Origin of the sequence: Pleurocapsa sp. PCC 7327 (assembly GCF_000317025.1) — a bacterium.
GTDB lineage: Bacteria > Cyanobacteriota > Cyanobacteriia > Cyanobacteriales > Microcystaceae > Hydrococcus.
Window position 1 is genome coordinate 2,611,922 of record NC_019689.1, and the last position, 20,473, is coordinate 2,632,394.

The 20,473-nt window shown below is 46.1% G+C and carries 18 protein-coding genes and 1 pseudogene; 10 read left to right on the forward strand and 9 right to left on the reverse strand.

Translation table 11 applies throughout. From position 1 onward, the window contains the following. Window positions 1-166: 166 nt before the first annotated feature. The 4 genes from PLE7327_RS11610 to PLE7327_RS11625 all read right to left on the reverse strand — a co-directional run bounded on the left by PLE7327_RS11610 (window position 167) and on the right by PLE7327_RS11625 (window position 3,573). The gene (locus PLE7327_RS11610; RefSeq protein WP_015144023.1) at window positions 167-1,378 is read right to left on the reverse strand and encodes a response regulator; all 1,212 of its coding nucleotides are present in this window, start codon (window positions 1,376-1,378) and stop codon (window positions 167-169) included. Between the two features lie 190 nt (window positions 1,379-1,568). Next, window positions 1,569-1,964, reverse strand: coding sequence for a pre-16S rRNA-processing nuclease YqgF (locus PLE7327_RS11615; protein WP_015144024.1), 396 nt, complete (start codon window positions 1,962-1,964; stop codon window positions 1,569-1,571). A 79-nt stretch (window positions 1,965-2,043) separates the two neighbouring features. Next, the gene (locus tag PLE7327_RS11620) at window positions 2,044-2,361 is read right to left on the reverse strand and encodes a DUF1825 family protein (RefSeq protein ID WP_015144025.1); all 318 of its coding nucleotides are present in this window, start codon (window positions 2,359-2,361) and stop codon (window positions 2,044-2,046) included. Between the two features lie 387 nt (window positions 2,362-2,748). After that, a complete protein-coding gene (locus tag PLE7327_RS11625) occupies window positions 2,749-3,573 on the reverse strand; it encodes a zinc-dependent peptidase (protein ID WP_015144026.1) in 825 nt (274 codons plus the stop codon). Between the two features lie 335 nt (window positions 3,574-3,908). On the opposite strand from PLE7327_RS11625, the gene leuC reads away from it, so the two are divergent. Further along, window positions 3,909-5,312 carry a 3-isopropylmalate dehydratase large subunit gene (leuC, locus tag PLE7327_RS11630; RefSeq protein ID WP_015144027.1) on the forward strand — a complete coding sequence of 468 codons (1,404 nt, stop codon included), beginning with the start codon at window positions 3,909-3,911 and terminating at the stop codon, window positions 5,310-5,312. 1 nt (window position 5,313) lies between these two features. On the opposite strand, the gene PLE7327_RS22675 is transcribed toward leuC, so the two are convergent. After that, window positions 5,314-6,318, reverse strand: a complete 1,005-nt coding sequence (locus PLE7327_RS22675; protein WP_015144028.1) for a pentapeptide repeat-containing protein — start codon at window positions 6,316-6,318, stop codon at window positions 5,314-5,316. Between the two features lie 382 nt (window positions 6,319-6,700). Between PLE7327_RS22675 and PLE7327_RS11640 the strand changes: the two genes are divergently transcribed. After that, window positions 6,701-9,007 (forward strand): PhoD-like phosphatase, encoded by a 2,307-nt coding sequence (locus PLE7327_RS11640; protein ID WP_015144029.1) that lies wholly within the window; start codon window positions 6,701-6,703, stop codon window positions 9,005-9,007. 161 nt (window positions 9,008-9,168) lie between these two features. Here the strand turns inward: PLE7327_RS11640 and PLE7327_RS11645 are convergent, their stop codons facing one another. From PLE7327_RS11645 to PLE7327_RS11655, 3 genes and pseudogenes are all read right to left on the reverse strand, one after another. Beyond that, the gene (locus tag PLE7327_RS11645) at window positions 9,169-9,591 is read right to left on the reverse strand and encodes a DoxX family protein (RefSeq protein ID WP_015144030.1); all 423 of its coding nucleotides are present in this window, start codon (window positions 9,589-9,591) and stop codon (window positions 9,169-9,171) included. Window positions 9,592-9,615: 24 nt separating this feature from the next. Then, window positions 9,616-12,828: an efflux RND transporter permease subunit gene (locus PLE7327_RS11650; RefSeq protein WP_015144031.1), complete on the reverse strand. Its 3,213-nt coding sequence runs from the start codon at window positions 12,826-12,828 to the stop codon at window positions 9,616-9,618. Between the two features lie 10 nt (window positions 12,829-12,838). Continuing rightward, window positions 12,839-14,191: pseudogene (locus tag PLE7327_RS11655) on the reverse strand (efflux RND transporter periplasmic adaptor subunit). 258 nt (window positions 14,192-14,449) lie between these two features. Here PLE7327_RS11655 and PLE7327_RS11660 point away from each other — a divergent pair. After that, window positions 14,450-15,037: a DUF1802 family protein gene (locus PLE7327_RS11660; protein WP_015144034.1), complete on the forward strand. Its 588-nt coding sequence runs from the start codon at window positions 14,450-14,452 to the stop codon at window positions 15,035-15,037. Between the two features lie 14 nt (window positions 15,038-15,051). Here the strand turns inward: PLE7327_RS11660 and PLE7327_RS11665 are convergent, their stop codons facing one another. After that, entirely contained in the window at window positions 15,052-15,693 is a 642-nt protein-coding gene (locus PLE7327_RS11665; protein WP_015144035.1) for a M23 family metallopeptidase, read from the reverse strand. Between the two features lie 158 nt (window positions 15,694-15,851). On the opposite strand from PLE7327_RS11665, the gene PLE7327_RS11670 reads away from it, so the two are divergent. From PLE7327_RS11670 to PLE7327_RS24005, 7 genes are all read left to right on the forward strand, one after another. Next, complete coding sequence (locus PLE7327_RS11670) at window positions 15,852-16,232, forward strand: hypothetical protein (protein WP_015144036.1); 381 nt, start codon at window positions 15,852-15,854, stop codon at window positions 16,230-16,232. 168 nt (window positions 16,233-16,400) lie between these two features. After that, a complete protein-coding gene (locus tag PLE7327_RS11675) occupies window positions 16,401-18,185 on the forward strand; it encodes an ABC transporter substrate-binding protein (RefSeq protein ID WP_051036424.1) in 1,785 nt (594 codons plus the stop codon). A 123-nt stretch (window positions 18,186-18,308) separates the two neighbouring features. Next, complete coding sequence (locus tag PLE7327_RS11680; RefSeq protein WP_041393195.1) at window positions 18,309-18,548, forward strand: 2Fe-2S iron-sulfur cluster-binding protein; 240 nt, start codon at window positions 18,309-18,311, stop codon at window positions 18,546-18,548. A gap of 70 nt (window positions 18,549-18,618) precedes the next feature. Further along, window positions 18,619-19,806: a glycosyltransferase family 4 protein gene (locus tag PLE7327_RS11685; protein ID WP_015144039.1), complete on the forward strand. Its 1,188-nt coding sequence runs from the start codon at window positions 18,619-18,621 to the stop codon at window positions 19,804-19,806. Between the two features lie 84 nt (window positions 19,807-19,890). Continuing rightward, complete coding sequence (locus PLE7327_RS26545) at window positions 19,891-20,130, forward strand: Ada metal-binding domain-containing protein (protein ID WP_071880605.1); 240 nt, start codon at window positions 19,891-19,893, stop codon at window positions 20,128-20,130. Window positions 20,131-20,161: 31 nt separating this feature from the next. Beyond that, on the forward strand, window positions 20,162-20,338 hold the full coding sequence (locus tag PLE7327_RS26550; protein WP_371265298.1) for a helix-turn-helix domain-containing protein: 177 nt from the start codon (window positions 20,162-20,164) through the stop codon (window positions 20,336-20,338). Beyond that, window positions 20,274-20,468: a hypothetical protein gene (locus PLE7327_RS24005; RefSeq protein ID WP_217523095.1), complete on the forward strand. Its 195-nt coding sequence runs from the start codon at window positions 20,274-20,276 to the stop codon at window positions 20,466-20,468. The genes PLE7327_RS26550 and PLE7327_RS24005 overlap by 65 nt, the downstream gene beginning before the upstream one ends. Window positions 20,469-20,473 lie beyond the last annotated feature (5 nt).

Sequence of the window (20,473 nt, forward strand, 5' to 3'; positions counted from 1 at the left end):
ATTAACGCGCAAAAGAATCAGAGCAGAGATTGGAAATAATTGCTGCTGTTAGCTAGTCGATTTCAAGAAGAGCTACGTATAGCATTCCCAGAAATTTTATCGGCGTAACAGTTTTTTATAGAATTTAAAATTTAGTCTACCGTTAAATCTTGATTTAGGTAGAGAACTAGGCGGGACTTTCTTGTCTGAGATGTTTGCGAATCGTACCGATCACTATCTCCGGATCGACAGGTTTGCTGATAAAGTCCGTAGATCCAACCATCTTGGCTCTAACGCGATCGACGATTCCATCATTGCCGGTGAGAATGACGATGGGAGTATCTTTGAAAAAGGTCATTCGGCGCAACTGACCGCAAATTTCATAGCCGTTAGCGTTCGGCATGACGAGATCGAGGAAGATCAGATCGGGTTTGCGAGCCAGCAAAATGGCGATCGCTCTGAGCGGATCGTTAATACCGACAAATTGATAGTTAGCAGCCGTGAGGATTTTCTCCATTGTCTGGCACATCAGGGGACTGTCGTCCACGCAGGCAATTAAGGGAGCTTTGCCAGAAGTTATCGGGATTGGCGTACCTCCGCTAGGAGTTGGTGGAGGAGCAACGGGAGAGGCAAGATCGGGAACGCTAACCAATTCCACCAAACCCATTTGGATGTATGGTAGCAGCGAACTAATCACTGGCAAGACATGTCGCTTCATGCGGATTGACAGGTCGCGCAGCGTTTGTTGCCCGTCGAGGAGTTGGCTGAGGGTTTGATAAACTTGGGGGGAGGTTTTTTGTTGCAGCTGTTCGCTTTGGCGAACGATCGGTGCTGAATTGGGAGAGCGATCGGCAATTTTGGCTTCTTGCCAAGCTTGCCAGGACTGCTGGGATTCTGCGATAACTTGCTCGCCATCGATTAAAACCAGTCTGGGAGGAAGCAAGATATTTGGCTTGATTTCGCAAGCTACCGCCATTCCCTGAGTGATATCGAATAGGATCTCGACGATGGAGGCGCGAATCATTTTGGCGGCTTGTTCCCGCGTAATTTTTTGCTGTTCTACCCACAAACACAATAGTTCGTATTCCCAACAAATTTTTAACTTATCGGGGGCGATGTTGGCGAGATCGACCTGCACGATTGAGGGTTGGGAAGCGATTTGGGGAAAATAAGTAATTAGGTTTCGTCTCCAGCGTCTGACGGGGTGAATTCCACCTGTTGCGTAGATAATTCGACTCAAGTAGAAATAGAAGAACCACCTCTCTCCCTTAGGGTTTGTCAGCACCAATTGACCGCTAAATCGATTCTGTTTAAGCTTTTCAAAAAACTCAGCCTGTTTTTCAGCATTAAAATCCCTGATGATTAGGGGACTTTGAGAGGAAGGGTTAGCAGTCGTCATGGCTACGTTTTACTTAAATAAACAAGTTTTAGAAGCTTCAACCTATAGAATTCCCTAAAATCCTATCAAACTAACATCAGGCTCATGCCAAATAGTCACATTGTTCGGGTAGGTGAGTCAAAAGACTGGCGGAATTCCTTGATATTCTTTTATATCCTGTATATCTTGAATTGTGCTTTCCTCTTTAGTTTTATACGTTTTGTAAATATCTTTCAATCAACAGAATTGCAACGATATCGTCAACCGGACGCGGCGGAACTCTCATGCCTTGCGGAATTAAGCGTTGCAATCCCTGCGGCGGATACATTTGCCAGTAGCGATCGCGCGCCTCAAGGGAACTATTTCGCTCGTCTACCATCTTTATTAATACTGAGGAGGGTAAATTTTCTTTTAATTGCTGTCGCCACTGTTTGGCAGTCGTTTGATTTCCTATGACTAGCCGTTCGATAGCGAATTGTTGACATAAAGATTTGATAGTGTCAATGGCTACAGCCGCACTCACTACTTGATGATAAAAAAGTTGACGATCCAATCCTACGATCGCCACGCCACATTTATCTCGCCCTGGATCGAAACCTAGAATCATCTTAAAAATCGGAAATCAGAAATCGGAAATAATCTACCATGTTACTCAAACTTAACTAAATACTAAATTACAATGTCAATTAATCTTTAATCTCGGATTTCATCCGTTCTAGAGTCATGTGCATCTGATCGAACATTTGTTCGGGTGTCACGCCAAATTGACTGAGTTGAGTTTTAAGCTGCTGTACCGTCATTTGCGCCATAAAGTCTTCCGATAGCTCAAAGCGCTTCATAAAGATTCTATAGCGCTCCATAAGCTGCTCCATTTTTTCGATAAAAATTTTTTTCCCTTCTCTGTCAAATTTCCCGTACTCGCTTCCAAGTTGCATCAGGGATTGATAGTCTTCAAATAACTGTTTAGCTTCTTGCTGAACGACTTCTGAATCAAAGAATCCCATATTCCCTAGCCTTTTAAGAACCCGTTTAATTTATATCATGCTACCCCTGACGGAGTTCATTAACTATTTTAGAGGAGTTGAAAGTTCTGTGGAGATACGGTTTTCCGTATTGTCGCGGTTAGGAGCTAGATTTTGACACTGACATCTTTATCGTCAAATTTATTGTCAAACTACTTTGATTTAGATTGCTAACTACAAAACTATGTTTTTCTGAGGCAATCTGAGTAATTGCCTGCAAAAACTGTAAGACTTTTGTGTTATCGTCATAGTTGATGATTTAAAAGGCATTTTTTCAAGCTCTAGCTGCTGCGATCGCCTTTCTAGGATTTTCTAACTCGGATTTAACTCTAATTTTTCTTGGGTTTCTAACTATTATTTTTGTCGTTTCTAAATCCATTCAAGTGGATCTAATTTATAGTAATGTTTTAGTTCGGTATAAAGTCCGGGGTGTTTCCGTTTCATTTGTTTGGGTTTTTCAAAAAAGGTTTCTGTCGCAACTGCAAAAAATTCTGCTGGGTTAGTTGCTCCATATTCATCGATAACTGTTTTCAAACCCAGTTCGACATCGCTGCACAATTGCTTGTATTCTCTTTCAAAAACACGCGCCCAAGTTATATAATCCGATTGGCGATCGAGAAGAGGTACGCCATTTAAACTTCCATCCTCTCCATCTAGCTGATGAGCAAATTCGTGAAAGATAACGTTATGTCCGTCTTGCCAGTTTTTTGTATCGTATTTTATCTGTTCCCAGGAAAGGACAATTCGATCTCTATACCAAGACTCACCGAGTCTAATTTCTTGCTTTTCTTCTACTAAGTAATCGCTAATAGGAGTTGTGGTTTTTACAATATATGCACTTGGATAAACGAGAATTGACTTAAGTTTTGGATAATAATTTCCTTTTTGATTGAGTAAGAGAAGACAAGCTTGAGCAGCAATAGTCAGTTTAATTTCATCAGTTATCTGTAATCCTCCACAGCCTAGAAATTGTTTCTCGGCTAAAAAAACGTTTATGTGTCCATGAAGTTGTTTCTGCAAGGAACGTGGAAGGGTTTGATAGCAAGGAATGTTCTGCTCGATAATTGCTCTCCAATGTAAGGGGAAAGATTTATTTTTTAAGCGATCGCGTCTAATTTCTCTCAAAATAGGTCTGAGCCAAATTAAAGTAACAACGATCGCAACGATTAAAAAGGTAATTATAGCATTCAACATTAATTTGATTTAATTGCATTAATTTCCAAACATTGGATTTTTTTATTAATCTTGCAGTTGATAATTTTAAAATCATAATTGTTATTGAGATTGGGAGTTGCTACAGATATTAACTACCCTGGTAAATAAGCAACTTTATTTGTTACAGTAATTCTTTGGCACTGTCTTCCTGAGTTATATTCTAAGAAAACAAGAGCGCTACTAGCATAACTATAAATAGAAAATTTTTGGTAATAATTAAATTAAAATATTTTTCTCATGCCGCTATTATCCATTAAGAGCTAAGATTGAATATATCTTTAAAGCTTTAACCACTAGCAGTTAAGACCGATTACATGAGTAAAGGAACGTTATTTGATAAGGTTTGGGACGCACACGCCGTTAAAATTTTGCCTTCAGGTCAGACTCAGTTATTTATTGGCTTGCACTTAATCCACGAAGTCACCAGTCCCCAAGCTTTTTCCATGCTGCGCGATCGCGGACTAAAAGTATTGTATCCAGAACGCACCGTCGCTACAGTCGATCATATCGTTCCGACAGAAAGCCAAGCCCGCCCCTTTCTAGACGATCTTGCCGAAGAAATGATGGTGGCGATCGAAAAAAATGCCAAAGACTACGGAATTCGCTTCTATAATATCGGTTCGGGAAATCAAGGGATCGTCCACGTTATAGCACCAGAACAAGGATTGACCCAACCCGGAATGACGATCGCTTGCGGCGACTCTCACACGTCTACTCACGGCGCATTCGGCGCGATCGCGTTTGGGATCGGCACCTCTCAAGTCCGCGATGTCTTGGCTTCCCAAACCCTGGCTCTATCGAAACTAAAAGTTCGTAAAATCGAAGTTAACGGCACTTTAGCGCCTGGCGTTTATGCCAAAGATGTTATCTTGCACATCATTCGCAAGCTAAGAGTGAAAGGCGGAGTCGGCTACGCCTACGAATATGCTGGCACGACTTTCGAGCAGATGTCGATGGAAGAGAGGATGACCGTTTGCAATATGTCCATCGAAGGCGGCGCCAGATGCGGCTATATCAACCCCGATGAAGTGACGTTTGAATATTTAAAGGGAAGAGACTTTGCACCCAAAGGCGCAGACTGGGATAAAGCCGTCGAATGGTGGAAGAGTATTCGCAGCGACGACGATGCGGTTTATGACGATCTCGTTACTTTTGATGCGTCTGAGATCGAACCGACGGTAACTTGGGGAATTACGCCAGGTCAAGGCATTGGGGTCAGCGAATCGATTCCCACTCTTGAAATGTTAGCAGAAAGCGATCGCGCGATCGCTCAAGAAGCCTATAGCTACATGAAATTAACCCCCGGACAGCCAATTAAAGGCACCAAAGTGAATGTCTGCTTCATCGGTAGCTGCACTAACGGACGCATTAGCGATTTGCGCGAAGCGGCTAAATTTGCCAAAGGAAAACATGTGGCAGAAGGCGTGAAAGCGTTTGTCGTACCGGGATCGGAACGAGTGAAAAAGCAGGCGGAAGCGGAAGGATTGGATAAAATCTTCCTCGAAGCAGGGTTTGAATGGCGAGAAGCCGGATGTTCGATGTGTCTGGCGATGAATCCTGACAAACTCCAAGGCGATCAAATCAGTGCTTCCTCATCTAACCGCAATTTTAAAGGTCGTCAGGGTTCGGCAATGGGGCGCACCTTACTGATGAGTCCGGCAATGGTGGTTGCCGCTGCTGTTAAAGGGGAAGTGGCTGACGTGCGAGAGTTGATTTGATTTAATTTTCCCGATTGTCTTGGGACGAGTAAAACTCTAGCTTGCTGCGATCGATGAGATTGGGGAATTCCTGGACGATCGCAGAGCAGGACTCGACGAAGTTATCAACCCATCTATAGCCATACTTTAATTGGACAAAAGTCAGAGGCTCTGCCGTATTGCCAGAAAATGAAATCTGACCGGAAGAACCGACTTGAAACTTTTGGCGGAGCCACTCAAATTCGGGACGAGAAGACTCCCAATATCTCGCTGTCATTTTAGGGCCGATGTAACGAATAGCAGATTCGCTCAGATGCTTGAAAGCGCTTAGGAGTTCTTCGAGAGTCGTCTTTTGGACTTTCCGCAATCCCGCACCAACGGGGTCAAAAGAAGTATCGAAATTCGTTTTATCGGTGTAGTAACCGCCGTGAAAATTGGCTCCCCCCAAGCTGGCTCCACTTAAAAACGCTCCTATCAAGCTAGCTTCTTCTAGATTAGCTTTTTGAATGTTGGCTTGGATCAAGTAAGCGCTATCTAGATAGGCATTGCTGAGATTGGCGTATCTCAAATCGGCTTCATTCAAATGAGCGCTAATTAGATGCACTTCTTTTAAATTAGCCCTACTCATCAACGCCTTAGTCAAAAAAGCTCCTTCGAGGTGTGCTTGCTCTAAAGAGGCTCTAGTTAGATTGGCTTCTTTCAAGTTGGCTTTTCCCAAACGAGCGCCTTGTAAATTAACTCGACTTAAATTTGCTTTGTAAAGATCGGCTCCATCGAGACAAGCATCTCTCAAGTCAGCACTGCTCAAATCTGCTTCTCTGAGATTGACATAACTGAGATCGGCTCCTCTAAGATCGATCTGCGCTAAACTCGCACCTTTGAGATCGACTCTTTTAAGCTGTACCTGTCTAAATTTTCTTTCCCCCGCTGCGTACCTCTCTAGGAGTTGGGTGGCTGTCAGTGACGTTTTGGTTTCAGACTGGTTGCCAAGAGTTAGATGATCTGTTGCGTTTGACTGACTTGTCATGATAAAGCGATCGCTGTTTGGTTTCTTATCGAGATTTCTATTAATCCTAAGCGTTCCCAATTTATGCGCTTAGCGTTACATCTAGGCAATAAAAATTTTCAACTTCTTAGTTAGTGGTTAGTAGGGATTGGTCAGTTGTCATGGGTCATTAGTTCTTTGATTTTGGATGAAAGGATTTTGGATGCAAGGATTGGGGATTAGTTAGTAGTTAGTGGTTGGTGGTTAGTGGTTAATTGTTTCCCCATTTCCCCGTCTCCCCACCCTCCCACACTTCCCACTTCCTCCCACACCCCCGGTTCTCCCCACTTCCGACTTCTTAAAAACTTCCGTGCTTAGAGGTGTTCCCTTGCACTAGACTGAATATCTCATCGACAATAAAACTATGTCCGAGATTTCTTTTCGCGATCGCTTAGAGAGATTGCCTCTGATTCTGGCAGGTCCGATCTTGCACCATACTTCGTCGGAGTCGGTGACGGTTTGGGTTGCCCTTAAAGAACCGCGTTGGGTTGCGATCGAGGTGTACGAAACTGCTGAGAGTGGGAATGTCGTCGGTGCGTTAGTGATAGCTGGAGAGCGAACGACGATTGCCCTCGGTCGGTATCTACACATAGTTGCGGTAACGGCTAAATCGCACAACGGCGATTCCTTGCGATCGGGACAACTCTATGCGTATGATTTAAGTTTTACTCGCACGGAAGGCGATCGACAAACCTTGAAGCAGGCGCTCACTTCTTCCAGTTTGCCTTTAGTTCCGATTAGCTATTTCCCGCATCAACTGCCCACGTTCGCCTTACCGCCTGAAGATTTAGAGCGATTGCAGATCGTGTATGGATCTTGTCGTAAACCTCATGGCAAAGGTTACGATGCGCTGCCCATTTTGGATAGTTTGCTCGAACATAATGCAGCCTTACCCGATTTTAGACCCCATCAACTTTTTCTGACAGGCGATCGGATTTATGGCGACGATGTTGCCGATCTCTTGCTGTATGCGCTGACTGAAGTTGGCGACCTTTTACTCGGTTGGCAGGAACAACTGCCATTACTGCCATCGTCAAAAGTCTCCCATCTAACCCCAAAACAGTTAAAGCCGGGACAGCGCAGTAAAATTGCATGCGAGCAAGCAGGATTTACCGCAGGGATTCGCGACAAAGCAGAATTCGCTAAAAGTCATTTGTTTGGATTGGGAGAGTATTACGCTATTTATCTGTTTGCCTGGTCGCAGGTTTTTTGGTTAGAACCATTTCCTAAAGGGCGCGAGATTTATCAGGATCGGCAAGCAGCCAAGCAATGGGATCGGGAATTGAAAGACTTACAGCAGTTTGCTAGCACGATTTGGAAAGTACGACGGGCGCTTGCAAACGTTCCCAGATACACTATCTTTGACGACCACGATGTCAGCGATGATTGGTATTTGAATCAGGCTTGGTGTCTGCGGGTATTAGGAAAACCGCTAGGACGGCGTGTAGTCCAAAACGCTTTATTGGCTTATGCTGTCTTTCAAGGGTGGGGAAATACGCCAGAGCAATTTCAAGACGGGCAATTGGGAGCCAAACTGCTGGAAGCAGCTAGCGAGTGGTCGGCATCGGCTGGAGGGGATAAGAAAGCAGAGGAGGCGATCGCGCGCTATCTTGGTTTACCCGAATCCAATCCGCTGACGGGTCTTCCCAAAATGCGTTTGGACGGACAGTTTTTGATATTAGACCGCTCGCCAGAAGCCCTTAGATGGCATTATACAGTTAGAGGCGACGGCCATGAAGTTATTGTTCTCGATACTCGTACTCGGCGCGGCTATCCAGCCGATCGCGACCCCATTGCTCCGCCAGCCTTACTCTGTCCGAGTGTCTTCGAGCGGCAACTGCGAGCGGTATTGCAGCAAGTGCGATCGAACATTAAAGCGACCCTAGCGATTTCGCCGACTAATCTATTTACTCTGCAGGCGATCGATCGCATTCAACAGTGGCACCTGAAGCAGGGCAAAGTTTATCATGCTGATGTGGGAGATGGCTGGAATATGAACGCCTCTGGCTTGGCTGCGTTTTTAGCGACGCTTTTTGAAGAGCGCGATCGCGTTATTATTCTTTCTGGCGACATTCACTACAGTGCTACAGCACGTTTGGATTATTGGTCGCGCCGCCCTTCCGATTCAGTCGTCTCAGAATCCGAACAGTCTTTCAAGCCGCATCTTTTAACTCAGTTCACTTCAAGCGCCCTGAAAAATTCTGAGTTGATGACTCAACTCATTCATACTAAAGCGAAGTCAATTTTGATGCCAGAGCGTCGGCGCTTTTGGATTGGCTGGACGAATCCGCCAGAGATGATTGAGGTTAGGCATACAGATCGCTCGTTGCCAGAGTGGAAATGTTCCCTTGAATGGATTCCCCGTCAACCCATACAAATCCCTGAGTGGGGAAAAACCGTTCCCTGGCTTAGGGTGCAACAGAAGCAGAATTGGCTGTGCAACTCAGTTAAGTGGCTATGGCGGAATCGCTGGTTTCAAGAGGGGAAAGAAGTCGTTGGCACGAACAATCTAGGACTCATCCAGTTTGAGCGGTCTGATAATGAAGGCGCAGCCATTCAGGATATTTACTGGTATACTTCCTGGGGCAATACTCGCGTTGGGTTTAGCCGCTTTCAGGCATCGCTGCACCTGCGTCAGTTGCCAAACAAGATCAAATCTGGTGGATTGTGAAAAACCTTTCTGGTTAAGGTTTCAGTATTAATGACGAATGACGAATGACGAATGACAAATGACACTTTCATCCCCTGTCAGGTGGAAGCGGGGGATGAGTTAAGGTTTGGGCTACTTCTTGGGCAGTTCTCATTGGTCTTTTCATTCTATTTCATTGAAGGCTATTCTTTTAATTGTGTAGTCCGTAAATATCCTTTAGATTCGCGAGTTCGCGCATCTAAACTCAACGATCCCGCGCCAAAGGAAACGACCATTAACAAGCCTCCCAATATTGCCAAGTTTTTCATAAAATCGATCGTCTGACTTGGGTCAGCAATTGGATTGTGAAAAACGAGAGTGGCAGGAACTAAGAAAATAAGCAGCAGGATGGCTCCGATTTGAGCTTTGTATCCCAGGATTAGAGATATGCCTCCGACAATTTGGAAGGCGATTGTAAAAATCAAAACGACAAATGGAATTGGGATTCCTGCTTCAGCCATCTGCTGCTGAGTAGCAGCGAAATTAAAGAAGGCTTTATCAAACCCAGAGCGAACGAAGATTACAGCGAGAAATGTTCTGGCTATTAGGGGAATGAATTTTTGCATTTTTGTTCTCTTTCCTTTGATTGGCTAGTTGTCTGCTCGATTAAACGATGCGATCGCTTTGCCATTGCTGTCTGCTATTACGGGTTCGGCGATTTCTCCCTTGTCGGGTTTAGATGGCTGGCGACCGAAAAAATCGCCTAGCAATCCCATCAGTGCGGGAACAACGGTGGGAGTCAGAATCGTCGAAAAGGCAAGACCGCCCGTGAGGACAATGCCCAAGCCTTGGTAGAGTTCCGCCCCTTGTCCCGGAACGACGGCTAGCGGGAGCATTCCTAAGACGCTGGTTCCAGCGGACATAAAGATTGCTCGCAGGCGATCGCGCGTTGCATAATACAAAGAGTCATCGTAATCCTTCCCTTCCTCTTGAAGCTGCAAGGCTCGGTCTACCAATAGAATCGCATTATTGACCACCACGCCCGTTAAAATAACAAATCCCAGAGCGGTAATCATATCCAGAGGGACGATAAGACCGGGAATATGATTGGCAATCACCAGACTCAACATCGCCCCGCTCATCCCCATCGGTACGGTTGCCATGATAACGAAGGGATAGAGGAAAGAGCGGTAGAGCGACACCAGCAATAAGTAGGTAATCAGTACGGAAAGCACGAAAGCAGAAGCGAGTTGAGATACCGTTTTAGAGAAGCGATCGGCAGAACCAGACAGTTCTAAGCGATATCCTGTCGCTAAATTGGCTCGCAATGGGGCTAACACTTTGTTTTCTGTCTGTTCGACCAGAGTTCCCAGCGGCGCGTCTGGCGCTAGCGAAGTCGTTAAGGTAATCGATCGCTCTAAATCGACGTGGTTAATCACATCGGACCCGATCGTCTCGCGTACCTCTGCCACATCAGCCAACTGCACCTGTCCGCGACGGGTATAGAGAGGGAGTTGGCGCAATTGTTCCGGGGTTTGTACGAAGGTGTTTTTTAACTCCACCGAGACATTTAGTTTTTTCTTGCCATCGATGTAGTCCGAGGCAAAGCGACCGCCAAGGGCTGCTTCTACCATTGCTCCTACTTCGGCTTCGGATAGACCAACCTCTGCGAGTCTCTCTCGATTGGGAATTACCTGAAGTTCTCCCGCATCCGAAGTATAATCGGAGCGAACATTTTGCACGCCAGAGAATGCCCGCAATTTATCGGTAATTTGCTTCTCCAACTGACTCAATCTCTCCAAATCTTCGCCTACGATTTGAATTTCAAATTGTTTGCCCGGATCTTGGAAAATCGAGAATCTAGTCGGAAATAGAGTACGATAGCCAGGAAAATTAGTATTCTGCGATCGCATCCGGTCTACCAGATCGGCAAGTCCTTGCGTGGTAGCAAACTCTGGCTTGAGGATGGCGGCAATTCCGCGCCGTCCCGGTCTGTCTACATACATGACGCGATCGACTGCTGGTTGCTCTCTCAAGAATCCTCTGGGATCTTCTGAGAGTCGAATCGCTTCGGGAATGCTAGTTCCCGGTAAAGGATCTGCCACCCAAAATACGAGGTTCCGGTTTCCTTCGGGCAAGTAGTCGGCAGGAGGCAGCAGGAAAAAGCTAGCCAACAAAAGCATGACTGGAACAGACAAAACCAACAATCGGCGTACCATGCGACCTCGCCCAAGCGACCAACTTACTGTAGAAGCGAGGAAATTTTCTAACTTGCCTTGAAACATTCGAAAAACTGCCGAAGTTTTGGCTACCGACCTTTCAAACCAGTTGCCGCCTCGATATTCTCCCCCTTCCAGCATTTGCATCGCTTCCTCCTCTTTGAGGAATAAGCCGGAGAGCATGGGAACTAGAGTTAGTGCGGCAAATAGAGAGAATAAAGAAGAAGCGGAAAGCGCGATCGCCATATCGGTAAATAACTGACCTGCCTCGCCCGTGACGACGACTAGCGGGATAAAAACTACCACGTTAGTGAGAGTCGATCCCAACATGGCTCCCCAAACTTCTTGCGTGCCATCGATCGCCGCTCGAATAGGTCGTTTGCCTTGCTGTAAGTGGCTGAAAACATTCTCGATAACTACGATCGCGTTATCGACCACCATGCCAACGGCAAACGCCAATCCTGCCAGACTAATAATATTGAGCGTCCGCCTCAGGAAGGACATGACGATGAACGCGGTAATCAAGGTCGTCGGGATAGTCAGGGCAACGACCGCTACCGTTCGCATCGAACCGAGGAAAAGGATGAGTACTGCCGTCGCCAGCAATGCGCCAGTCAGTAAGTTTCCTTCTACTAACGCGATCGACTGCTCGACATACTCGTTTTCGTCGTAGTTATAGACAAAGCGAATGCCTTCTCCCTGTCGGTCAAACTGTTGCTGAAACTCCGATATAATTTCGCGTACTCCCCTCGCTACTTCCGGTACGTTTGCCCCGACTTGACGAATAATCCCGATCGCAACCGCAGGTTCTCCATTAAAAATTAGAGCACTATCCTGGATTCTTCGCCCCATCTGTACCTCTGCCACATCTCGCAGAAAGACCGTACCCGACTCATCTCGACGCAGGATAAACCCTTCAATTTGTTCCAATTCTTGCGATCGGCTTACAGTACGAACTCGGTACTCTCGCCTGCCCAATACCAAAGGACCGCCTCGGATATCGCGGTTATTCTCTTGCAGAACTCTAACGACATCGCCAATGGTCAGGTTGCGGTCTGCAATAGCTCTTGGATCGACTCGCACTTCTACTTCCCGTTCCCTTCCGCCAGGAGTAAGGAACTGCCCCACTCCCTCGACTCGGCGCAATCTGGGGACGATGAGGTCTTCTACGAGATCGCGGTAGCGATCTGGATCGCTCTGAACGCCTTCTTTGGGAGCAAGTACCACCCACATCATAGGCGAACTATTGCCGCCTACCAGTTCGACATTGGATTCGTCAGCTTCTTCGGGGAGATCTTCTACCTGTTGCAATTTATTGAGTACGTCTACCAGTCGCTCGTTGACATTGCTGTTCCAAGTAAATTCCAGGGTAATCGTGCTATTTCCGGGACGAGAACTACTGGTGATTTCCTGTACCCCTAAAACTTCTTCCATGCGTTCTTCGATGGGACGGGTAACTAGGTCTTCGACTTCTGTTGGTCCCGCACCTCGATAAGGGGTAGTGATAGTAATCTCTGGGCGATCGCCCCCCGGTTGCAGTTCCAGTGGCATGTTGAATAGCGAAAGAATGCCCAATATAGCTAGCAGGCAGAATAAAACGAATGTTCCGTGTCGCCAGCGAACGGCAGTTTCAATAAAATTCATAATTCAAAATTTATAATTTAGAATTGATTACTCTTACAGATGCTCCATCGGTCAGTCCATCTCCACCTCGTAAAACAATGGGCTGTCCTGTGCGTAATTGTTCGCTGTCGATCGCAACTTCTTGTCCCATATCGGCAATCATTTCCACTTCAATTGGTTTTGCCTTGCCATCGACAACAGTAAAAACGAGCCACTGATTTTGTCTTCTGGTCAGCGCATCGCGAGACACGACAAAACCCGATCGATTGGATGGCAACTCCAGAGTTCCCGTCACTGCCATGCCGGATAATAATCCTGGGGGAGGATTGTCTAAGCGAACCCTCACTCGCTGTCGCCTCGATGCGGAATTGGCTTCTGGCACAACCCCTGTAATTGTGGCGCGTTCTCGCCATTGCGGTAAGGCGCGAGCGCGTAATTCTACGGATAAGCCAGATCTAATCGTGCCGCTCAATTCCTCTGGCAATTCGAGGAAAACATCGAGGCTATCTTCAGCAACTAAAGTTGCGATCGCGCCCGAACTTTCTATATAATCTCCCGGACTAACTTGCCGCTGTTGCACGACTCCAGAGGTCAAGGCGTTCACGCGAGTTCTTTGTAGAGATAATTCGGCTTGATTTAAAGCTGCCACTGCCGCCGCGACATTCGCCCGTTGTGCGGCAATCTCTTCTCGAATCGGACCTGCTACGGCTTCGGCTAAAGCCGCTTCTGCCTCTAATCGTTCCCCTCGTGTGTCATCTACCGCCGCTCTGGCTTCAACTAGATTGCGTTGGGAGAATGCGCCTTCTGCGACGAGGTTAATCAGGCGATCGAGGTTGTCTTGGGTTTCCTGTTCTCGCGCTTTGGTTGATTTCACAGCTGCTTGTCTTTGGGCGATAATTTCTGGTCGCGTTCCTACTTCCAAACGAGCGAGGTTGCTGCGTTCCTGTGCCAGTCTTGCCTTTGCTTCGGCAACGGCTAGCTGTTGGTCGGAGTCGTCGAGGATGGCAATCGTCATCCCAACCGTCACGCGATCGCCTGGTTGTACCAAAATCCGTTGAATCACCCCGTCTGTCTGAGCGCGAATTGTTGCTTGCTCTCTGGATTCTACCTAACCCAATAGTTGTACGCGTCTCGTCCCGTTTCCAGTAGAAAGCGCTACGGTTTCGACGGCTCTGGGCGGTTGTCTCTGCTGCTGGGTTATAGTTGGTGCAGAGGTTGGGTTTTGAGAAGTAAGGATGCGCCAGAGTCCAATTCCACCCGTCGTTAGAGCTAGTATTAGCAGTGCCCAGAACCAGGGTTTCTTAGGCGGTAAAGGTTTGGAATCCAGTTGTTCTATGTTTGACGGTTTATCCGACTTGGTCTGCTGAGATTCGACAGTATTCATGCTAGACAGCTTTTAAAGGGTTGAAAAAAAATATGTTTTGGGTTCTTGAGCGAGCTAAATCTTTAATAAATTCTTTATTTTTAGTATGAGGCGCAAATGTGACATGAGAATGTCAAGCCAATTCGCAAATCGTCTACATAAACTCTCTAGCTAAAGTAAAGCTCAAGAGCGTCGATTGACAACAATTTAGTATGGGATTGTCGTATTATTGCTAATAAAGCCAGCCAACTAAGCTGTCCAAACACTTCGGTAAAGAATATGCCCAGTACCACGCACGCCTTAAAAGAATGGGCAGTTGCTGTCAATGCCTTAGAAGCGGGTAAAACCATCATGCTGCTGCGTAAAGGCGGAATTCGAGAAGTTGGGGCGCGTTTTCAGGTTCGGTACGAGCGAGCGCTGCTTTATCCGACTTACGAGCATCAAAAACCTTATCTACTTAAGCCAGAATACGCCGGACAAGTAACGCCCGTCGCTTCTGGTTGGCACCCACAAACCGTTCGCATTGGCAGTTGGGCAGAGATTAGCAATGTCTTTTGTGTCAGCGAAGCATCAGTTGTCGATCGCCTGCTTCCCTATCATATCTGGAACGAGCGATTGGCGAGCGATCGCTTTAACTGGAAACCTCGCCAACCGCTATACGTTCTCCTGCTGCGAGTTTATCGACTTCCTCAGCCGCAGATGGTTTCCTACTCTCAAGAATACGGCGGCTGTAAATCTTGGATCGAACTGTTACAATCCATTCCTCTGGAAGGAAGCCTTCCAGTTCTTGATGAATCCCAGTACGAGCAACGGGTAGAAGAGATTCGCGAGATAGTAACTCAATCTCCCGAATTCTCGAACTCTTAAACTACTGTGTTCTATCAAGAACGAGCAGCCGAACGTCGGCTATACATTTCCTGAAGCACGAGGGCGGGGTCGATATATTTGTCAGCGTACTTTAACTCCCAATGAAGATGGGGTCCTGTCGTCCGACCCGTCATTCCTACGCGGGCAATTCGGGCACTAGCGGGAACGTCTTGCCCTTGCCCAAGGATAACTCCACCTTCTCGGTCGATCAAATAACGACCTTGGGGTGTTTCTTCAACGTGTCCCATAAGATGACAGTAAATATGTTTCCACTGTCCCGATTGGATGGCAATTCTAGTACCACAGCCCGTATCGTCCGATAGTTCTATTACCTTACCGCCCCACCAATTGCGAACGTAGCTTCCCAAGGGGGCTGCCATATCCAAACCGTAGTGAAATTGAGTCGTTCCATCGACCGGAGAGGTGCGATAGCCAAAGGGAGAGGTGTAAGCCTGAAAATTTTCTACTGGAAAAGAAGCGTATTGCCAAGGATTGTTCCTTATAGCAGCAGGAACGGTTTGGGCTTGGAGAGGCTGTTGTTTAACTCCTCCTATGGCAATGCAGGTTGCCATAACCAGAAGCGTTAAGAGGAGAAAATAATGTTGTCGCAGACGAAGACCTTTTGCTGTTCGTCTTAGGGAGGCAATGAGTTTCATAAGCTCACTTCTCACACCTACAAACTAGATCGATCGGGAGTTTTTTAAAAGATCGTCAAAGCCGATCGCTGTCCGATATCATATCAGCTTATAGGAAGATTTTGTTAAAATCCAGAAACAGTAAGTAAATTGCGCTTGTTTATCGCGTCACTCTGCTTATGCTCGATGCTTTCCTTCCCTTTTCGCTCAAGCTAGATCCGATTGCGATCGCTGGTAGTTGTCTTTGGTCTTTGGCTTTATATTTGGGGCTCTCATCGGCTAGAGAATGGATTATCGAAAAACTCGATCGCTGGTTTAACTTTGCCGAGCGATCGCTGTACACTTCGGTTGAAGAGTTTGAAAAAACTCGTCGGGCAAGAGAATCGCAAAACGCTTTTTATGCTTCTCTGTTTAGCATCGTTCCCTTTCTTACCCTGGGAGGACTCTGTAACTGGGGCGTAGAAATCGGTTTAGGTCGCAGTTGGGCAGTTAGTGTAGGAATTTTAGCTTGTATTGCTGGCGGAGTCTACGAACTCGGACGCCGAGACGGACTTGGTTAGGACGGAAGACGGGGTGTAGGGGTAGGGGGTGTGGGGAGACTGGGAGACAATTAACAACTAACCCCTGTACGGGCGAGTTTATCTAAAAACCCGAAGAGATTTACCTACACTTACTGCCAAAAAAACTGCCCCTACGACTAATCCCCAATGACAATAGATAAAAGACAAATGACCAAACTTTCTAGTTCTATTGCTACAATTTGTCGTCGTGGGATAGCAATTGTCCTAGGGATACTCGTTACAGTCTCTCTGGGGGCTTGCAATCCAGCCAGTTTCAGAAGCCAAGCGGCTCAAGTTCCTCAAGTCGTTTTCTCAATCATAAGCGATCCCAAAACGTTTAATGCCGTTCTCTCGGCAGAGTCGCCGAATGTTTTTGGTTATATCTACGAAGGTCTAATTACCGAAAATCCTATCACGGGAAAAAAAGAACCGGCTTTAGCCGAATCTTGGCAAGTTTCCGAGGATAAACTGAAGTTTGTTTTTACGCTTAGGAAAGGGTTGAAGTGGTCGGACGGACAACCGCTAACTGCGGACGATGTCGTTTTTAGCTACAATGACCTCTATCTCAACCAAAATATTCCTAACAATTACAAAGACAGCCTAAAAATCGGTCTCAGCCAAGCTTTTCCTAAAATTCGCCAACTAGACGACCGAAGAGTAGAATTTATTTTGCCAGAACCCTATGCACCTTTTCTCGATACGGCTGGATTGCCTATTTTACCTGCCCATATCTTACGAAAAACATTAGAAACAAAAGATGCAGAGGGAAGGCTCAAATTTCTCTCTACTTGGGGAGTCGATACGCCCCCCGAACAGATTATTGTTAATGGCCCCTACAAACTCAAAAATTTTGTTACCAGTCAGCGGGTTATCTTCGAGCGCAATCCTTACTATTGGAAAAAGGATAAACAAGGAAATCGATTACCTTATATCGGGCGAGTGATTTTAGCAATTGTAGAATCTCAAGATACTTCTTTATTGCAATTTCGGTCGGGAAGTTTAGATTCTCTGAGCGTTAATCCCGAATATTTTTCCTTGCTCAAACGAGAAGAAGATCGAGGCAAGTTTACTATTTATAATGGAGGTCCTGCTTATGGATCGCAGTTTATTTCTTTTAATCTTAATAAAGGCACAAGAAATGGAAAGCCGTTAGTTAATCCGATTAAATCTCGCTGGTTTAATAATGTTAAATTTAGACAAGCAGTTGCCTATGCGATCGATCGCCAACGAATTATTAATAATATCTATCAGGGTCTAGGAGCGCCGATTAACTCATTAATTTCTATTCAATCTCCTTACTATAATAAAACCCTGAAGGGATATAATTATAATCCAGAAAAAGCAAAGAAATTATTACAAGAAGCCGGGTTTAAATACAATAGCAAAGAACAATTATTGGATTCAGAAGGAAATCGAGTTCGTTTTACTCTAATCACTAATTCTGGTAATAAAAGTCGGGAAGCGATGGGGGCACAAATAAAAAATGACTTGGCCAAAATAGGCATTCAAGTCGATTATACCCCTATTGATTTTAATGTTTTAGTAGACAAATTGAGCAATAGCTTGGATTGGGAATGTTATTTGCTTGGCTTGACAGGCGATAACGAACCTCATATACCTAACGTTTGGCTGACTGATGGTAATTTGCATACTTTTAATCAGAAACCCCAACCGGGACAGAAACCAATAGAGGGCTGGGAAGTATCGGAGTGGGAACAAAAACTGGCTCAATTGACTATCCAAGGAGCTAGAGAATTAGACATAGAAAAACGCAAAGCAATCTATACTGAAATTCAACGGATAGAGCAAGAATATTTGCCCATGATTTATTTAGTTCAACCCTATTCTTTAGGGGCGGTACGCGATCGCTTTGAAGGAATTCAATTTTCTGCACTTGGAGGCGCTTTTTGGAATCTCGATGAAATTAAAATCTCTTCTAAGAAATTGAGGTAAAATTTGCTCCTTTCGTTACTGGGCTACTGCCTTCAGTTTGGGAGCATCTGCAAGGACACATTTTTCTTTCAATTGAGTTAATCTACATAGATGAAAGATGAGATTCATCTATTGAGATTACTGATGACAGTTAACGTTCAATTTCTGCCTGACGATGTTACGATTGACGCGCAACCAGGAGAACCCCTGTTAGAGGTAGCCAAACGGGCAGGAGTTTTTATTCCCACTGGTTGTTTAATGGGGTCTTGTTATGCTTGCGAGGTCGAACTGGGCGATGGAACTCCCATTTGTGCTTGTATTAGTTCCGTTCCAGACGGAAAGCAACATTTAACCATTCATCTATATTCCGATCCAGTGTGGTAAAACGGTTGCCAAAGTTAGAGAAATATGTAAGTTTGGATTGATATTTTTAGAGGATAGAGGTTTGGGGCGCATGAGGATTCTGGTGCTAACATGGGAGTTTCCCCCGCGCATTGTCGGCGGTATCGCGCGCCATGTGGCGGAAATTTATCCAGAACTGGTGAAATTGGGGCATGAGATTCGTTTAATTACAGTGGAGTTCGGTCAAGCTCCCGGTTATGAAGAGGTAGAAGGAGTTCGCGTTCATCGGGTTCCCGTTGCCCCAGCTCATAACTTTTTCCATTGGGTCGTCAACATGAACGACAGTATGGGGTATTACGGGGGCAAGCTGATCGCAGAAGAAGGCCCTTTTGATATTCTCCATGCCCATGATTGGTTGGTATCGGATGCCGCGATCGCGCTCAAGCACCATTTTAAGATTCCTTTAGTTGCTACCTTTCACGCTACGGAATACGGTCGCCACAACGGCATTTACACAGAGGAGCAGCGTTACATCGCCAGCAAAGAAGGAAACCTGGCTTACAATGCATGGCGCATCATCGTCTGTAGCGACTACATGCGTCAAGAACTGCAACGAGCATTGGGAACTCCCTGGGACAAAATAGACGTTGTTTATAATGGCATCCGAGCCGAGAAAAAGCAACGCGATCCTCACTTCGACTACCAGGCGTTTCGCCGTCGCTATGCCGAAGATGGCGAAAAAATTGTTTATTACGTCGGTCGCATGACTTATGAAAAAGGAGTTGCCGTACTGTTAAATGCTGCTCCCAAAGTTATTTGGGAGATGGGCGGCTATGTCAAATTTGTGATTATCGGCGGCGGCAATACCGATAAGCTCAAAGAGCAAGCTTGGAACTTGGGGATCTCGAACAAGTGCTACTTTACAGGTTTCATGTCCGAGGAGGATTTAGATAAGTTCCAAACTATAGCCGATTGTGCCGTCTTCCCCAGTCTTTACGAACCTTTTGGGATCGTTGCCCTAGAAAGCTTTGCCGCCCGCGTTCCCGTTGTAGTATCGGATACAGGCGGATTTCCCGAAGTGGTACGACATACGAGAACGGGAATTGTGACGCATACCAATAATCCCGACTCTCTGGCATGGGGAATTCTAGAAGTTTTGAAAAATCCCGGCTATGCCCAGTGGTTAATCGATAATGCTTATGAAGACCTAGAACGCCGTTTTAGCTGGCCCAAACTAGCACGGCAAACCGAAGCCGTATACGGTCTAGTATTACATCAGCGATCGCAAACCGTTTGGTAGGATTAAAGCGCAAGAAACCGATAGAGTTGCATAGCCAGCGCGGGTTAGTCTCAATCCAAAGAGCATGATTTTGGAGACGACCCGATGCGCGAAGATGAATACTGGCAAGCTGTTGTCGATCGCGATTCCCAATCCGATCGCACCTTCGTCTATGCCGTCCGTTCGACGGGGATTTATTGCCTTCCCCCCTGTCCGTCGCGGCAACCTCGGCGAGAAAACGCGCTGTTTTTTCCCAACCTGACAAAGCAGAACAATCCGGGTTTCCTCCCTGCCAGCGCTGTTATCCCAATCGGATTTTACCCGACGAACCCCACCTCGATCTGATTCGACAAGTCTGTGGAGCGATCGCCGAAGGATTCGCTCCTCCGCCAACGCTTGCCCAACTTACGACTCCTTCAACCTGAGTCCGCATCACCTGCAACGCATCTTCAAACGTATCGTCGGCATAAGTCCCAGACAGTATGCCGATGCTTATCGCCTCGATCGCAAGCAAAAACTACTCGAAGGAAAATCAAAGCCAGTCAAAAGTTAAAAGGAAAAAGGCAAAAAGTATTTTAATTGAATTTCTCGTTCCCTTGTTGGCAATGGGGTGGGGTGCGATCGCGATCGAAGGAAGAATAGGGGGCGATCCGTATGGCGAGCCATCTTGTTACATTTATTAACAATA

What these genes read in the sequence shown, in the direction of transcription:
- PLE7327_RS11610 (WP_015144023.1), bottom strand. Translation starts at nt 1,378, where the DNA reads ATGACGACTGCTAACCCTTCCTCTCAAAGTCCCCTAATCATCAGGGAT.
- PLE7327_RS11615 (WP_015144024.1), bottom strand. Translation starts at nt 1,964, where the DNA reads ATGATTCTAGGTTTCGATCCAGGGCGAGATAAATGTGGCGTGGCGATC.
- PLE7327_RS11620 (WP_015144025.1), bottom strand. Translation starts at nt 2,361, where the DNA reads ATGGGATTCTTTGATTCAGAAGTCGTTCAGCAAGAAGCTAAACAGTTA.
- PLE7327_RS11625 (WP_015144026.1), bottom strand. Translation starts at nt 3,573, where the DNA reads ATGTTGAATGCTATAATTACCTTTTTAATCGTTGCGATCGTTGTTACT.
- leuC (WP_015144027.1), top strand. Translation starts at nt 3,909, where the DNA reads ATGAGTAAAGGAACGTTATTTGATAAGGTTTGGGACGCACACGCCGTT.
- PLE7327_RS22675 (WP_015144028.1), bottom strand. Translation starts at nt 6,318, where the DNA reads ATGACAAGTCAGTCAAACGCAACAGATCATCTAACTCTTGGCAACCAG.
- PLE7327_RS11640 (WP_015144029.1), top strand. Translation starts at nt 6,701, where the DNA reads ATGTCCGAGATTTCTTTTCGCGATCGCTTAGAGAGATTGCCTCTGATT.
- PLE7327_RS11645 (WP_015144030.1), bottom strand. Translation starts at nt 9,591, where the DNA reads ATGCAAAAATTCATTCCCCTAATAGCCAGAACATTTCTCGCTGTAATC.
- PLE7327_RS11650 (WP_015144031.1), bottom strand. Translation starts at nt 12,828, where the DNA reads ATGAATTTTATTGAAACTGCCGTTCGCTGGCGACACGGAACATTCGTT.
- PLE7327_RS11660 (WP_015144034.1), top strand. Translation starts at nt 14,450, where the DNA reads ATGCCCAGTACCACGCACGCCTTAAAAGAATGGGCAGTTGCTGTCAAT.
- PLE7327_RS11665 (WP_015144035.1), bottom strand. Translation starts at nt 15,693, where the DNA reads ATGAAACTCATTGCCTCCCTAAGACGAACAGCAAAAGGTCTTCGTCTG.
- PLE7327_RS11670 (WP_015144036.1), top strand. Translation starts at nt 15,852, where the DNA reads ATGCTCGATGCTTTCCTTCCCTTTTCGCTCAAGCTAGATCCGATTGCG.
- PLE7327_RS11675 (WP_051036424.1), top strand. Translation starts at nt 16,401, where the DNA reads ATGACCAAACTTTCTAGTTCTATTGCTACAATTTGTCGTCGTGGGATA.
- PLE7327_RS11680 (WP_041393195.1), top strand. Translation starts at nt 18,309, where the DNA reads ATGACAGTTAACGTTCAATTTCTGCCTGACGATGTTACGATTGACGCG.
- PLE7327_RS11685 (WP_015144039.1), top strand. Translation starts at nt 18,619, where the DNA reads ATGAGGATTCTGGTGCTAACATGGGAGTTTCCCCCGCGCATTGTCGGC.
- PLE7327_RS26545 (WP_071880605.1), top strand. Translation starts at nt 19,891, where the DNA reads ATGCGCGAAGATGAATACTGGCAAGCTGTTGTCGATCGCGATTCCCAA.
- PLE7327_RS24005 (WP_217523095.1), top strand. Translation starts at nt 20,274, where the DNA reads ATGCTTATCGCCTCGATCGCAAGCAAAAACTACTCGAAGGAAAATCAA.